The sequence below is a fragment of the Rhodanobacter sp. FW104-R8 genome, from assembly GCF_001617365.1.
GTDB lineage: Bacteria > Pseudomonadota > Gammaproteobacteria > Xanthomonadales > Rhodanobacteraceae > Rhodanobacter.
This window is the reverse complement of sequence record NZ_LVJR01000106.1, coordinates 13,138-27,741: the sequence shown is the minus strand read 5'-3', so window position 1 is coordinate 27,741 and position 14,604 is coordinate 13,138. Positions and strand designations below refer to the sequence as shown.

Annotated in this window: 10 protein-coding genes; 6 read left to right on the top strand and 4 right to left on the bottom strand. The window is 69.3% G+C overall.

The window, feature by feature from the left end; genetic code table 11:
• Positions 1-501: 501 nt before the first annotated feature.
• The 3 genes from RHOFW104R8_RS13795 to RHOFW104R8_RS13785 form a co-directional block, all read right to left on the bottom strand.
• Positions 502-1,269, bottom strand: coding sequence for a hypothetical protein (locus RHOFW104R8_RS13795; protein ID WP_068092845.1), 768 nt, complete (start codon positions 1,267-1,269; stop codon positions 502-504).
• Between the two features lie 22 nt (positions 1,270-1,291).
• Positions 1,292-1,924 carry a thymidine kinase gene (locus tag RHOFW104R8_RS13790; protein WP_068092844.1) on the bottom strand — a complete coding sequence of 211 codons (633 nt, stop codon included), beginning with the start codon at positions 1,922-1,924 and terminating at the stop codon, positions 1,292-1,294.
• Between the two features lie 120 nt (positions 1,925-2,044).
• Complete coding sequence (locus RHOFW104R8_RS13785) at positions 2,045-3,376, bottom strand: NAD(P)/FAD-dependent oxidoreductase (RefSeq protein WP_068092842.1); 1,332 nt, start codon at positions 3,374-3,376, stop codon at positions 2,045-2,047.
• Between the two features lie 104 nt (positions 3,377-3,480).
• On the opposite strand from RHOFW104R8_RS13785, the gene RHOFW104R8_RS13780 reads away from it, so the two are divergent.
• Positions 3,481-5,478 carry a UvrD-helicase domain-containing protein gene (locus RHOFW104R8_RS13780; RefSeq protein ID WP_068092839.1) on the top strand — a complete coding sequence of 666 codons (1,998 nt, stop codon included), beginning with the start codon at positions 3,481-3,483 and terminating at the stop codon, positions 5,476-5,478.
• Between the two features lie 81 nt (positions 5,479-5,559).
• Positions 5,560-7,140: a sulfotransferase gene (locus RHOFW104R8_RS13775; protein WP_068092833.1), complete on the top strand. Its 1,581-nt coding sequence runs from the start codon at positions 5,560-5,562 to the stop codon at positions 7,138-7,140.
• Positions 7,141-7,155: 15 nt separating this feature from the next.
• Here the strand turns inward: RHOFW104R8_RS13775 and RHOFW104R8_RS13770 are convergent, their stop codons facing one another.
• Positions 7,156-8,187 (bottom strand): AI-2E family transporter, encoded by a 1,032-nt coding sequence (locus tag RHOFW104R8_RS13770; RefSeq protein ID WP_068092831.1) that lies wholly within the window; start codon positions 8,185-8,187, stop codon positions 7,156-7,158.
• Positions 8,188-8,313: 126 nt separating this feature from the next.
• Here RHOFW104R8_RS13770 and RHOFW104R8_RS13765 point away from each other — a divergent pair, with 126 nt between their 5' ends.
• From RHOFW104R8_RS13765 to RHOFW104R8_RS13750, 4 genes are all read left to right on the top strand, one after another.
• Positions 8,314-9,204: a 5'-nucleotidase, lipoprotein e(P4) family gene (locus tag RHOFW104R8_RS13765; RefSeq protein WP_068092829.1), complete on the top strand. Its 891-nt coding sequence runs from the start codon at positions 8,314-8,316 to the stop codon at positions 9,202-9,204.
• A 292-nt stretch (positions 9,205-9,496) separates the two neighbouring features.
• Positions 9,497-10,429: a hypothetical protein gene (locus RHOFW104R8_RS13760; protein ID WP_068092828.1), complete on the top strand. Its 933-nt coding sequence runs from the start codon at positions 9,497-9,499 to the stop codon at positions 10,427-10,429.
• A 25-nt stretch (positions 10,430-10,454) separates the two neighbouring features.
• The gene (gene plsB / locus RHOFW104R8_RS13755) at positions 10,455-13,088 is read left to right on the top strand and encodes a glycerol-3-phosphate 1-O-acyltransferase PlsB (protein ID WP_068092821.1); all 2,634 of its coding nucleotides are present in this window, start codon (positions 10,455-10,457) and stop codon (positions 13,086-13,088) included.
• Between the two features lie 157 nt (positions 13,089-13,245).
• A complete protein-coding gene (locus RHOFW104R8_RS13750) occupies positions 13,246-14,601 on the top strand; it encodes an amidohydrolase family protein (RefSeq protein ID WP_068092819.1) in 1,356 nt (451 codons plus the stop codon).
• Positions 14,602-14,604 lie beyond the last annotated feature (3 nt).

The window sequence follows — 14,604 nt, the reverse complement described above, 5'->3', positions numbered from 1 at the left end:
CGGCAAGGTGGTTGAGGGCGTCCCTCTACCGGTTACCGAGGCCCATACAGCGTAGGGAGTATACCCCCTGGACCCGGTAATTTCGATATCGCCCTCACAAACCCGGCTTGCTGGAGGACATATGTCCACTGCCAAGACGGTGCATGTGTGCGCGTATACCCGGGTCCGCAAGGGTCAGCTGGAATACGTTTGCTCGCATTGGCGCAGCCCTCCGGGCTAAGCGCAGCACCCGGGAGCGCTCCTCTGGGGCGCCTCCGTTTCCTTTTGAGCATCAGTGGCCAATCACATCAGCCTTGCCCCGGGAAGTTGTAGAGAGCAGCGGTATACGACGACGTAGACATGCGCAGGTGCCCGAAGGGCGCGCCATCAAGGTGTCCTTTTCTCTTGGCTACTTCTCTTTTGGGCACGCAAAAGAGAAGTAGCTCGCGCTGCGAAGCGGTACGAAACCGCTTTGAATACCCACAAGCGCAAGCGCAACCCGCCGGCGCAAAACAACCACCATCACTCCGACCAGCGGAACTCCACATGGGTGTTGTTGAACTCGGGGTCGTCGAGGCTACCGCCCGGTTGCGCCACCAGGTCGTCGGGTAGGCCGTCGACCTCGAGCGGCTGGCCGGCACTGAAGTGCGCGCCCAGCGACAGCAGTTCGACCAGCCGTTCGCACAGCACGCCGGCGCGGTCGACGTCGCGATCGGGCACGTTGCGCAGGCTGAGGTCGGGGCGACCGAACTTGCGCATGCCGCGGGTGTGCACCCAGGAGCGGTCGCCGCCCTCGTCGCTGCGCAGGATCAGCACGTGGTGGCGCGGCGGCGCGCCGTCCTTGACCAGGTAGTGGCGGCGCCAGTGCGCGGCGTCGAACAGGGTGAGGATCTGCGGGTCGAGGATGGCGGTGCCGCCCACGTCGAGCATGCCGGCCAGCACGCCGAGCGTGTCGCGCAGGTAGTCGAGGCTGGCGCCGTCCTTCAGCACGCCGCGCACCACCAGCACCTCGGGCGCGATGCGCGCCTGCTCGTACGCTTCCGGCGTGTCTTCCTTGATGAGGCCGCCCAGCGCACCGTTCAGCGGATAGCCGTCCCACTGGCGCAGCACGGCGTTCTGGAAACGCTGGATCCCGACGCCCGCGGGCAGGCCCGGGCTGCCGTAGCGCGGCGACGGGATAAGCAGCTCCGGCTCGAACTTGCCGAACACATAGAACTGCAGCACGGCCTCTTCTTCGCCGGGCTGCCAGTACGGCCGCGGCCAGCCGGCGGGGGGAGTGGCTTCGCTCATGCGGATTCCTTGATGGATCGGTTCATTCGCGCTCGCCCAGCGGCAGCACGGCCTGCTGCAGCTCGATGCGGCCGTTGCCTTCGCTGATCTTCTTGAACTCGGCGCGGCTCACCGAGACATAGCGTTCGTTGCCGCCGATCTCAACCTGCGGCCCGTCGGTGACCACGCGGCCGTGCTCGTCCACGCGCACCACCATGGTGGCCTTGCGCCCGGTGTGGCAGATCGTCTTGATCTCCTCCAGCTCGTCGGCCCAGGCCAGCAGGTAGCGGCTGCCCTCGAACAGCTCGCCGCGAAAATCGGTGCGCAGGCCGTAGGCCAGCACCGGGATGCCCAGCCGGTCGACCACGTCGCTGGCCTGCCACACCTGCGCCTTGGTGAGGAACTGCGCCTCGTCGACGAACACGCAATGCAGCGGGCCGTTCGCCGCAATGTCGGCCTCGACCAGCGCGAACAGGTCCTCGTCGCCGGCGAAGCGTCGCGCGTTCGCCTTCAGGCCGATCCGCGAGGCCACCACGCCGTCGCCGAAACGGTCGTCCAGCGCCGGGGTGAGGATCAGCGTGCGCATGCCGCGCTCGTGGTAGTTGTACGCGCTCTGCAGCAGCGTGGTGGTCTTGCCGGCGTTCATCGCCGAGTAATAGAAGTAGAGCTTGGCCATGTCGGTGCGCCGGGATCGTGACCGTGCATGGTAGCGCGACAGGCGGTGGACGATGGCTTGCCTGAAGATCCAGGAGCACCCCACCCCGACCCTCCCCTGCACGCAGGGGAGGGAGCGCAATCAGGCCTTGTCCAGCGGCGTGTTGCCGCCGGTGAACGGCGTTCTTGCCTGGGCCAGCCGGTGGCGGCGCTCGGCGCGTCCGCGGCGCCAGTCGCGCAGGGCGATGATCGCGTAGACCAGCTTGAACAGCTGCAATCGCCACAGCACCTTCGGCGTGTCGAACAGGTCGCCGGCGAGCATCGAGATAACGGCCTGCTCCAGCTGCCAGGTGTTGCGCGGCGAGCGCAGCATCTGCCGCATCACCGGCCCGTTGAAGCGGTAGACGAAGAACGCGAAGCGCGCCAGGCCGGCGCGCAGCCGCCTTTCCAGCTTGCGCAGCAGGGCCGCCTCGCGCTGCGGCTCGCGCAGGGCCTGGTCGACCACCGCGGCGGCCTGCTCCGCCCCGCTCATCGCCAGGTACACGCCGGAGGAGAACACCGGGTCGAGGAAGGCGAACGCGTCGCCCACCAGCACCCAGCCCGGCCCGCCCATGCAGGTCGAGTCGTAGGAGTAGTTGCCGGTGACATGTACCGCGCCGCCGATCAGCTCGGCCCGCCCGACGCGCTGCCACAGCGCCGGGTTGAGCTTCAGCGTGTCGAGCAGGAACTCCACCGTGCGGCCCCTGCGCTGCTTCAGGTATTCCGGCTGGCACACCGCGCCCACGCTCATCACGCCGTCGGGCAACGGGATCATCCACATCCAGCCGTGCTCGAAGCGGTAGATGCTGACGTTGCCGGCGTCCTCGCCGGGGCGGCGATCGGCGCCGCGGAAATGGCCGAAGATCGCCGCGCTCTGGTGCTGCGCGTTCCTGCGCCGCAGTTTCCTCTTCGTCGCCAGCAGCGCATCGCGGCCGCTGGCGTCCACCACGTAGCGCGCGCGGATCGCGTAGTCGCGGCCGTCGTCGGTGCGCACGTCCAGCCAGCTCTCGCGCGGGCCGCGCTGCTCCACGCGCAGCACTTCGTGCCCTTCGCGCGCCTCGGCGCCGGCTTCGCGCGCGTGCTCGTACAGCATCCTGTCGAAATCCTGCCGCCACACCTGGTAGGCATGCGGCGGGCTCGGCCCGATCGCGCGGGCGAACGCGTAGACGTTGTAGCCGCGTGCGTTGTCCGCCTCGAAATCGGCGCCGGCCTTGAACACGCCCAGCTCGCGCACCTTGTCCAGCACGCCGAGCCGTTCGAACACCGGCAGGTTCATCGGCAGCAGCGACTCGCCGATGTGGAAGCGCGGGTGGTGCGCCTTCTCCAGCGCGATCACCTTGTGGCCGCGGCGCGCCAGCAGGGCGGCTGCGGTGCTGCCGCCGGGGCCGCCGCCGATCACCGCCACGTCGCACTGCTCGACTTCCGGTTCCGCCATGCCCTTCCCCGCCGACTGCCGTGCGGCCGATTATGGCCGAAGCCGGCGGGTGCGCCAGCAGCGCTCTGCTACCATCGGCCGCCGCCTCACGCCTCACTCGGTCCATGCTCAATCCACAACAACTGGCCGCCGTCGAACATTGCGACAGCCCGCTACTGGTGCTGGCGGGCGCCGGTTCCGGCAAGACCAGCGTGATCACCCAGAAGATCGCCTACCTGATCCAGCGCCGCAAGCTGGCGCCATCGAAGATCGCCGCGATCACCTTCACCAACAAGGCCGCGCGCGAGATGCGCGAGCGCGTGGGCAAGCTCGTCAGCAGCGAGGACGCCGCCGCGCTCACGGTGAGCACCTTCCACGCGCTGGGGCTGAGGTTCCTGCAGATCGAGCACGCCCGCGCCGGCCTGCGCCGCGGCTTCTCGGTGCTGGACGCGGACGACAGCGCGGGCATCGTGAAGGAGCTGGCGCCGACCGGTGCCAAGCCCGACACGCTGTTCGGCATCCGCAACCTCCTGAGCCGCGCGAAGAACGGCGGCCTCTCGCCGGAAGAGGCGCTGGCCGCCGCGCGCAGCCCGCGCGAACGCGAAGCGGCGACGATCTACGAGCTTTACCAGCAGCGCCTGGCCGCGTTCAACGCGGTGGATTTCGACGACCTGATCCGGCTGCCGCTGCGCATCCTGGAGAGCGACGTCGAATGCCGCGACGCCTGGCGCGAGCGCCTGCGCTACCTGCTGGTGGACGAGTACCAGGACACCAACGACGCGCAGTACCGCCTGCTCAAGGCGCTGGCCGGCGAACGCGGCCACATCACCTGCGTGGGCGACGACGACCAGTCGATCTACGCCTGGCGCGGCGCCAACCCGGAGAACATCGACCAGCTCGGCCGCGACTGGCCGAACCTGCGCGTGATCAAGCTGGAGCAGAACTACCGCTGCGGCCGGCGCATCCTGCGCGCGGCCAACGCGCTGATCGCCAACAACCCGCACAGCCACGAAAAGAAGCTGTGGAGCGAGCATCCGGAAGGCGCGCCGATCCGCGTGCTGGAATGCAAGGAAGCCGAGCACGAGGCCGAGCGCGTCGCCGCGATCGCCACCACGCTGGCCGAGAAGCACAAGGCGCGCTGGGACGACATGGCGATCCTGTACCGCGGGAACTTCCAGGCGCGGCCGCTGGAGAAGGCGCTGCGCCTGGCGCGGATTCCGTACCACCTCACCGGCGCGCTCTCCTTCCTCGATCGTGCCGAGGTGAAGGACCTGTTGTGCTACCTGCGCCTGCTGACCAACCCCAGCGACGACGCCGCGTTCCTGCGGGTGGTCAACGTGCCGAAGCGCGAGATCGGCGCCACCACGCTGGAGAAGCTGGGCCAGATCGCCCAGTCGCGCCAATCGTCCCTGCTCGACGCCACCCGCAGCGACGGTGTGCTGCGCCAGCTCACTCCACGCCCAGCCGCTGCGCTGGCCTCGTTCGCGAACCTGCTGGACGAACTGCGCAGTGCCTCGCTGCACGAGAGCGCCGCCGACCTGGTCGAGCTGATCCTGAAACGCACCGGCTACGCCGCGCAGATCGCCACTGGCACGCCCGACGCCACCGTGCGCGAGCGCAAGCTGGGCAACCTGCGCGAGCTGGCCGACTGGTTCCGCGCGATGCAGAAAAATACGAATACGTCCGGCGGCAACAGCGCCGGCGACCTCGCCTCGCAGCTGGCCCTGCTCAGCCACGCCGACCGCGACGAGCCGGGCAACGCGGTGCGCATGATGACCCTGCACGCCGCCAAGGGGCTGGAATTCCGCTTCGTCTTCATCGTCGGCTGCGAGGACGGCACGCTGCCGCACGAGGGCGCGCTGGACGAAGGCCGCGTCGACGAGGAGCGCCGGCTGATGTACGTCGGCATCACCCGCGCCAAGGAGCTGCTTACGCTGTCCTGGTCGGCGCAGACGAAACGCTACGGCGAGGTCCACCGCAACCAGCCCAGCCGCTTCCTGCACGAGCTGCCGCAGGCCGACCTGCACTGGCAGGGCAAGGACCCGGAGGCGGACAAGGAAGTGACCCGCGAAACCGCCGAGTCGCACATGGCGCGGATCAAGGCAATGCTGGCGGGCGGCTGAGTTGACGGCCCGGGGGCAAATGCTTTCCAGTTCCCGCCACGACAGCCGGCTGCGCATGCCTTCCGGCGCCAGGGGGTTCCCATGACCGACCCGACCCGGGCCTATGCCAGGCTCATCGACGCGTTCAACCAGAACGACTGGCCGCGGGTGCGGCAGCGTGCGGCGCAACTCCTGCCAGTCCTGCCGCACGACCCGGTGGTGCATTTCATGGCCGGCGTGGCCTGCATGCAGATGCAGGAGCTGCCGCTGGCGCTCGATCACCTGCGCGGCGCCACCCGGCTGGAACCCGGCCGCGCCGACTTCCTCGCGCAGTACGCGAAGGCGCTGGTGCTCGTGCGGCGGATGCGGGAAGCGCGGCTGGTGGCCGACGAGGCCATGGGCTGCTCACCCGCTGACCCGATGACGCTGGAGGCGCTGGGCGTGGTCTACGCCCAGGTCCAGGCCTTCGCGCAGGCGGCGGCGGTGTTCCGCCGCGCCGTGGCGCTCATGCCCGGGCAGGCCGCTGCCCGCTTCCATCTCGCCCACGCGCTGACGGCCCTGGGCGATAGCGACGGCGCCGAGCGCGAGCTGGAGGCCGGCATCCGGCTCGAACCGGGCTACTGGAAGGCGCACCTGACCCTGGCCCAGCTGCGGCGGCAGACACCGACCGGCAACCATCTCGAACGGATGCGGTCGCTGCTGGCGCAATACGGCAACGATATCGGCGCGCGGATCTACCTCAACCTGGCGCTGGCCAAGGAGTACGACGACACCGCCGACTACCTGCAGGCCTTCGAACACCTCGTGCGCGGCAACGCGGCGGTACGCAGCCTGCGTCCCTATTCGGCCGGGCACGACGAGGCGATGTTCGATGCCCTGGTGCGCACCTTTCCCACCACGCACGACGGGGCGGCTGAAGGCGATCCCACCCACGAGCCGATCTTCGTCATCGGCATGCCGCGCACGGGCACGACGCTGCTGGAGCGCATCCTCTCCAGCCATCCGGACGTGTACGCCGCGGGCGAGCTGCAGAACTTCCCGGCGACACTGCAGCAAGTGGCGGGCGGCCGGCTGCCGCTGCTGTTCGACCCGGACCTCGCCACCCGCATGCGCGCCATCGACTGGCGACAGCTCGGCGCAAGCTACCTCGCCAGCACCCGGCCCGCCACGGCGGAGCGGCCGCGTTTCATCGACAAGCTGCCGCACAATTTCCTGTATGCCGGCTTCATCGCCCGCGCGCTGCCGAACGCGAAGATCGTCTGCCTGCGCCGCGACCCGCTGGACACCTGCCTCGGCAACTTCCGCCACTTCTTCGACCGGGAATCGCCCTACTACGACTACTCCTACGACCTGCTCGACACCGGCCGGTATTACCTCCAGTTCGACCGCCTGATGGCGCACTGGCGCAAGGTGCTGCCCGGACGCATCCTGGAGCTGCCCTACGAATCGCTGGTGGAAACGCCCGAGGCGGCTGCGCGCCAGCTGCTGGCATTCTGCGGCCTGCCCTGGAACGACGCCTGCCTGCATCCCGAGAGCAACGCCGCACCGGTCAACACGCCCAACGCCTGGCAGGTGCGTGCGCCGGTCTACCGCACCGCGGTCGGCCGCTGGAAACACTACGAGCCGCAGCTGCGCGCGCTGCGGCAACTGCTCGGCGAGGCCGGCATCGCGTGGCGGGACTGAGCCGCCGCCCGTGGCTCAGATCAGCTTCTCCGCCTCCAGCTCGCTCTTCAGGTACGCGTAGTAGATCGGCGCGGCGATCACGCCGGGCAGGCCGAACGCGGCTTCCATCAGCAGCATGGCGACCAGCAGCTCCCAGGCGCGGGCGCGGATCTGAGTGCCGACGATACGCGCGTTGAGGAAGTATTCGAGCTTGTGGATCAGGACCAGGAACGCCAGCGCGGCGACGCCCACACCCAGCGACACCGACATGCCGGCCACCGTGATCGCCGTGTTGGAGATCAGGTTGCCGATCACCGGCAGCAGGCCGGCCACGAAGGTCACCACCACCAGGGTCTTGGCCAGCGGCACGTGGATGCCCATCAGCGGCAGCAGTCCGAGCAGGAAGACCGCGGTGAATGCGGTGTTGATCAGCGAGATCTTGATCTGCGCGAACACGATATTGTGGAACGCGTCGGCCAGCCGCTGGCAGCGCAGGCTCAGCGCCGCCGCCAGCGGGCCCATCTGGTGCGCCGGGCGGGTGCGGCTCAGCGCCACGATCGCGCCCAGCACCAGGCCGATGATGATGTGCACGAACACCCGCACCGCGCCCTTGCCCGCCAGCTGCAGCGTATCGGCGTGCTTGCGGGCCAGTTCGATCGCCCCCACGCGCAGGTCGTCCACGCTGTCGGGCAGGTTGTCCACCAGCGCCGGCGGCAGTTGCTGGCGCGCCTTCTCCACCAGCGGCATCAGCTGCTCCTGCCAGAGCAGCTGCGGGTTGCCGATCTCGTGCCGGTACAGGCTGATCGCGCCGAGGATCAGCAGCAGCAGCAGGCCCACCACGATCGCGCCCAGCACCGCCACCACCACCACCCGCGCGCGGTCGCCGGGGATGCGCCGGCCCAGCAGCGGGACCATCGCCTGCACCAGCTCGAACACCAGCAGGCCGGCCAGTAGCGCCGGCAACAGGTGGATCCTGACGACCAGCAGCAACACGGCCGCCGCCAGCAGGTAGCTGGCGTAGCGGATCACCGACGAGGACTTGCGCAAGGCGGGCAGGGGGGAATCCATGCGGAACGGAACCGTAGGCAAGGGGCCGCCAGTCTGTCAGCAGCCCGCCACCGCTGCCAGCCCTGCCACGGCGCTGTCGTAAACTTCATTCATCGTTCCGCCCCGCTTCCCGCCAAGGATTACCGCATGCCACTCCGCTTGCCCGCCATCCTGCTCGCCCTCGCCCTGCTGGCCGGCTGCGCCACCACGCCGCGCCCACCGGCGGCAGTGCTGCCGGCCGCGTCGCCGGCCGCACCGGCGACGGTCGCCGCCAACGACAACCTCAACGCCGTGGCGTGGAGCCAGACCGCGATCGAGCACGACCTGATCTACCTGCAGACCTTCCGCGATGCGCAGGCGCAACTGCTGGCCGCGCTGCGCGACAGGCACTGGGACGCCCTGGGCAAGGGCGACCGCACCACGCCGCTCGCGGGCCTGAAGCCGGCGGTGATCCTGGACGTCGACGAGACCGTGCTGGACAACTCGCCGTTCGCGGCACGGGGCGTGCGCAGCGGCAGCGAATACAACGAAGCCGAATGGGCGGCCTGGTGCCGGGAAGAGCGTGCCAAGGCGTTGCCCGGCGCGGTCGAATTCACCCAGTTCGCGGCAAAGCACGGCATCGCGGTGATCTACATCTCCAACCGGGCCAAGGACCTGGACCAGGCCACCCTGGCCAACCTGCGCAAGGCGGGGCTGCCGGTCAGCGGCCCGCAGGCCTTCCTCGGCCTGGGCACCGTGGTGGAAGACTGCGAGCAGGCCGGCAGCGAGAAGGGCTGCCGCCGCCAGCTGGTCGCGCGGCACTACCGCGTGCTGATGCAGTTCGGCGACCAGATCGGCGATTTCGTGGACATCCTCGCCAACACCGCCGACGGTCGCCGCAAGGCGGTCGCCGACTACCTGCCGTGGATCGGTACCCGCTGGTTCGTGCTGCCCAACCCTACCTACGGTTCGTGGGAACCGGCACTGTTCAACAGCGACTGGAGCCTGTCGCCCGGGCAGCGGCGCCAGCAAAAGCTCGATGCACTGCGCACCGAGTGATTTTCACCATTTAAAACAATAATTTACAATGTAAATAAAAAGTATTGCCTCAGCTTTAACGAGCGGGTAATATTTCGTCTGCCAACACCTGCTGACCAGAATCTTCGCAGGCATGGCCATTTCCCTCCGGCTCTGCCGGATTTCCCCGTGAGGCCCAACGCCCGCGGGGTTTTCTTTTGGGAATTCGCAAAAATTTGCGCTGCGACCTTGTTTCGGGGCTGCCACGGCCCTTACCCTGCGCGCTCACCTCGGCCGGGCGGCGCGTCCGCCGCCACACCGTGAGAACCCGCCCATGCAACTCCCCTCCCTGCGCCACGTCCTGTTGCCGCTGCTCGCCGCGCTGTTGCTGGGCGCGTGCCACGGCAGGGACGACGACGCCCAGCCGGGCGGCGGCTCCCCGGAGGCGGCGCTGCGGACCTCGATCGACCTGTTCAAGGCCGGCGACTTCCAGGGGCTGTGGAAACACGCGCTGCCGCCGGCCGACTACGCCGACATGCGCGCCGACTGGAGCCGCCAGCAGCAGGTGCCGGAACCGGCCACCGCCGAGGACCGCGCCCGCTTCGACGAGACGGTGCGCAAGCTCACCGAACCGGACGCGGAGAACAAGCTGTACGCCGAACTGCAGCCGAAACTGGCCGCGATGGAGCAGCAGTACAAGGACCAGCTGCCGGTACTGATCAGCATCGGCGAGGCGCTGGTGAAGAACGGCCTGGCGCAGAACCCGACCCTGAGCGCGGCGCGGAAGAACCAGGTCAACGGCGCGCTGGACGTGCTGCTGCCGTGGGCACAGCAGACGCCGTGGTTCGACCAGGCCAGGGCGAAGCAGGCGATCCGGGTGGCGGTGACCACCACGCGCAAGCTCGACCTGAAAAGCCCCGAGCAACTGCGCACGATGGACTTCGACGCCTCGATGGCCAGGTACGCCACCGCCTATGGCGGCCTCAAGCAGTTGCTGGCGATCTACGGGCTGTCGGTGGACGGCACGCTGGACTCGATCCGGCTCAGCCCGGTGTCCGCCGGCAACGGCCGCGCGGTGGTGCGGATCGACTACACCCTGCTCGGCAAGCCGCTGTCGACCGAGTCGACCCTGGTGCAGGAAAACGGCCGCTGGTACAGCGAGGATCTGCTGAACAGCGCGCGCCAGTCGCACCGGCGCCGGCTGCAGGAAGCCGCCGGCGCGCCCGCCCGCGCAGCCAGCGCGGCCGCCGGCGTAACGAAAGACTGAACATCGCGGCCATTAGAATAGACCGATGCCAACGAACAGCACCGCGGACTCCCCTGCCCGCCAGCGCGCGCCCTGGTGGTTCACCCTGGCCGGCCAGCTGCTGCAGCCGTGGGTGCGCATCCGCCGCGACCCGGCCGAGCCCACCACCTTGCTGCAGGCCGGCGTCCCGGTCTGCTACGTGATCGAGCGGGACGGCTTCTCCGACGCGCTGATCCTGCAGCGTGCCTGCCGCGAGGCCGGCCTGCCCAACCCGATGCAGCCGCTGGCCGGCACCCGCCGCCGGCGCTCGGTATTCGCGCTGGCCCGGCGCGACGGCTGGCTGTTCGGCCGCAATCGCCGGCGCAACCCCAACGAGCCGTTGCGGCAGCTGGTGCGTTCGCTGGAAGGCATGCCCGGGCACGATATCCAGATCATGCCGGTGTCGATCTATGTCGGCCGTGCGCCCAGCCGCGACAGCGGCTGGTTCCGCGTGCTGTTCTCGGAAAACTGGGTGATGGTGGGCCGCTTCCGCCGCATGCTGGCGCTGCTGCTGAACGGGCGCGACACGGTGGTGCACTTCTCCACGCCGGTGTCGCTGCGCCAGATGCTGGACGAGGCCGGCACGATCGCCCCGGAACGTTTCGCGCGCAAGGTCGCGCGGGTGATGCGCGCGCATTTCCACCGCATCCGCGCCGCGGTGATCGGGCCGGACCTGTCGCACCGGCGCACGGTGGTCGATGCGGTGCTGAACGCCGAGCCGGTGCGCGCCGCGATCGCCGCCAGCGCGGCCAAAGAAAAGATCAGCCACGCCAAGGCCTGGCGCAAGGCGCACAAGCTGGTGCTGGAGATCGCCGCCGACTACTCGCACCCGGTGGTGCGCTCGGCCTCGTTCCTGCTCTCCAACTTCTGGAACAAGCTGTACGACGGCATCGCCATGCACCACTTCGACAAGGCCCGCGCCGCCGCGCCCGGCCACGAGGTGATCTACGTGCCCTGCCACCGCAGCCACGCCGACTACCTGCTGATGAGCTACCAGTTGCACGTCTCCGGCGTGGTGGTGCCGCACATCGCCGCGGGCGTGAACCTCAACCTGCCGGTGATCGGGCCGGTGCTGCGCCGCGGCGGCGCGTTCTTCCTGCGCCGCAGCTTCAAGGGCAACGCGCTGTACTCGGTGGTGTTCAACGAATACGTGGCGCAGCTGATCGACCGCGGCGTGCCGATGGAGTACTTCATCGAGGGCGGCCGCTCGCGCACCGGCCGCCTGCTGGCGCCGCGCGCCGGCATGCTGGTGATGACGGTGCGCGCGTTCCTGCGCGCGCCGCGCCGGCCGGTGCTGTTCCAACCGGTGTACATCGGCTACGAGAAGCTGATGGAGGGCAAGAGCTACATCGGCGAGCTGAGCGGCCAGCCGAAGGAGAAGGAATCCCTGCTCGGCCTGCTCAAGGGCCTCAAGGTGCTGCGCCAGCGCTACGGCCACGTGGCGCTGAACTTCGGCGAGCCGATCGAGCTGACCCCGCTGCTGGACGCCGCCAGCGCCGACTGGCGCGCCGCCACCACCGACCCCGAGGCGAAACCGGAGTGGCTGAACGCGGTCACCGACCGCCTCGCCGAGCAGATCCAGATCAACATCAACCGCGCCGCCGACGTCAACCCGATCAACCTGCTGGCGCTGGCCCTGCTCGCCACGCCGAAGCACGCGATGGCCGAGAGCGACCTGCTGACCCAGCTCGAGCTGGGCAAGGCGATGCTGGAGGAGCTGCCGTATTCCGATCGCGTCACGCTGACCCCGATGGGCCCGGCCGCGATCATCGCCTACGGCGAGCAGATGGGCTGGATCCAGCGCGTGCAGCACCCGCTCGGCGACGTGCTCACCGCCACCGGCGAGCGCGCGGTGCTGCTCAGCTACTTCCGCAACAACGTGCTGCACCTCACCGCCACCGCCGCGTGGGTCGCCTGCTGCTTCCTCAACAATCGGCGCATGTCGCGTTCCTCGATCCTGCGGCTGGGCCGGATCATCTATCCGTTCATCCAGGGCGAGCTGTTCCTGCCGTGGGATACCGAGGGCTTCGCCGCGCAGATGCAGGCGACCATCGACTTCTTCGTGCGTCGCGGCCTGCTCGAATCGGTCAGCGACGGCCGCGTGCTCGAGCGCAGCCCGGGCCAGGACGACGGCGCCTTCCAGCTCAAGGTGATCGCGCGCAGCCTGATCCAGGCGTTCGAGCGCTACTACATCACCATTGCCGCGCTGGCCAAGAACGGCCCGCACACGATGACCGGCGCGGAGCTGGAGAACGCCTGCACGCTCACCGCGCAGCGGCTGTCCCTGCTCAACGAGCTGTCCGCGCCGGAGTTCTTCGACAAGGCGCTGTTCCGCGGCTTCATCCAGAAGCTGCGCGAGCGCCACGTGGTGTGGACCGACGACGACGGCAGGCTCGACTACGACGCCGCGCTGGAAGGCATGGTGCGCGACGCACGGGTGATCCTCTCGCGCGAAGTGCGCCACTCGATCCTGAAGATCACCCCCGGCGGCGACCGGGAACCCATGGCGGACCAGCCCGCCCACGTCCCCGCCGACAGCGACGACGCCGCGCTGCACGAGCGCCACGTCGCGGCCGAGCACCACCTGCACCAGGCGTCGGGCGGCACCGGGGCAGCGGCCGACCCGGCCACGCGGGAATGAGGCGGCAACGCCGCCCGGCGTCGACCACGTGCGGACGGAGCCGCTGCCGAACCCTCGCATGACGCCGGCCGGCCCGTGCCCGGAAGCCGGCGCAGGGTATCCGGAGGCCTCGGGCAGGCTCTAAGATGGCCGCCACCCCAGTCCGGAACCCTTGCCCATGGCCGCACGCCGCGTCCTTGCCCTCGCTGCCGCCCTGCTGTCGCTGCCGGTCGGCGCCTCGGCCGCCGACACCGCGGCCCGCCACGACGTCCGCGTGCTGCATTGCGCGCGCCTGCTCGACACCGCCGCCGGCAGGATGCTCGGCGAGACCAGCGTGGTGGTCGACGGCGAGCGGATCCGGGAGCTGCACGCCGGCGCCATGGACGTCGAGCCGTACCGGAAGGAGGCCAGCGCGGCAGGCGGCTCGTTCCAGTACATCGACCTGCCCGATTCGACCTGCCTGCCCGGCCTGATCGACAGCCACACCCACCTGACCATGGAGTTCAGCCGCTCCACCTACAGCGACAAGTTCCGCCTCGATCCGGCGGACTACGCGATCCGCAGCACGGTCTACGCCAGGCGCACGCTGCTGGCCGGCTTCACCACCGTGCGCAACCTCGGCGACGCGCACAACGAGTCCATCGCGCTGCGCAACGCGATCAACGCCGGCATCGTGCCGGGGCCGCGCATCTTCAGCGCCGGCCAGTTCGTCGGCAGCACCGGCGGCCATGCCGATCCGACCAACGGCTACCGCACGGACCTGGCCGGCGACCCCGGCCCGAAGGACGGCATCATCAACTCGCCCGAGGACGCCTGGAAGGCGGTGCGCCAGCACTACAAGGACGGCGCCGACCTGATCAAGATCATGCCCTCCGGCGGCGTGCTCGACGAAGGCAGCAGCGCCGACAACGCGCAGATGACCCTCGAGGAGATCAAGGCCGTGGTCGCCGCCGCGCACGACTACGGCTTCACCGTGGCGGCGCACGCGCACGGCGCCGAGGCGATACGCCGGGCGGTGCTCGGCGGCGTCGATTCGATCGAGCACGGCACCTACATGAACGACGCCGACATGAAGCTGATGAAGGAGCACGGCACCTGGTTCGTGCCGACCATCATCGCCGGCAAGTTCGCCGAGGAGAAGGCGAAGGAAGGCTGGTATCCGCCGCAGGTCGCCGCCAAGGCTGAACAGGTCGGGCCGATCATCCAGGCCACCGCCGGCAAGGCCTACAAGGCCGGCGTGAAGATCGCCTTCGGCACCGATGCCGGGGTTTATCCGCACGGCGGGAACGCGAAGGAATTCGTCTACATGGTGCAGGCCGGCATGCCGCCGATGTTCGTGCTGCAGACCGCCACCACGCACGCCGCCGAACTGCTGCACAAGCAGGACGAACTGGGGCGGATCGCCGCGGGCCGGCGCGCCGACGTGATCGCCGTGCCGGGCAACCCGCTGGACGACATCACTGCGATGCAGCGCGTCAGCTTCGTGATGAAGGACGGCGTCGTCTACAAGGACGGCGGCAAGCCGACGCTGTAGCAT

Coding starts and splice junctions, on each gene's coding strand:
- RHOFW104R8_RS13795 (WP_068092845.1), bottom strand. CDS start 1,269: ATGAGCGAAGCCACTCCCCCCGCCGGCTGGCCGCGGCCGTACTGGCAG.
- RHOFW104R8_RS13790 (WP_068092844.1), bottom strand. CDS start 1,924: ATGGCCAAGCTCTACTTCTATTACTCGGCGATGAACGCCGGCAAGACC.
- RHOFW104R8_RS13785 (WP_068092842.1), bottom strand. CDS start 3,376: ATGGCGGAACCGGAAGTCGAGCAGTGCGACGTGGCGGTGATCGGCGGC.
- RHOFW104R8_RS13780 (WP_068092839.1), top strand. CDS start 3,481: ATGCTCAATCCACAACAACTGGCCGCCGTCGAACATTGCGACAGCCCG.
- RHOFW104R8_RS13775 (WP_068092833.1), top strand. CDS start 5,560: ATGACCGACCCGACCCGGGCCTATGCCAGGCTCATCGACGCGTTCAAC.
- RHOFW104R8_RS13770 (WP_068092831.1), bottom strand. CDS start 8,187: ATGGATTCCCCCCTGCCCGCCTTGCGCAAGTCCTCGTCGGTGATCCGC.
- RHOFW104R8_RS13765 (WP_068092829.1), top strand. CDS start 8,314: ATGCCACTCCGCTTGCCCGCCATCCTGCTCGCCCTCGCCCTGCTGGCC.
- RHOFW104R8_RS13760 (WP_068092828.1), top strand. CDS start 9,497: ATGCAACTCCCCTCCCTGCGCCACGTCCTGTTGCCGCTGCTCGCCGCG.
- plsB (WP_068092821.1), top strand. CDS start 10,455: ATGCCAACGAACAGCACCGCGGACTCCCCTGCCCGCCAGCGCGCGCCC.
- RHOFW104R8_RS13750 (WP_068092819.1), top strand. CDS start 13,246: ATGGCCGCACGCCGCGTCCTTGCCCTCGCTGCCGCCCTGCTGTCGCTG.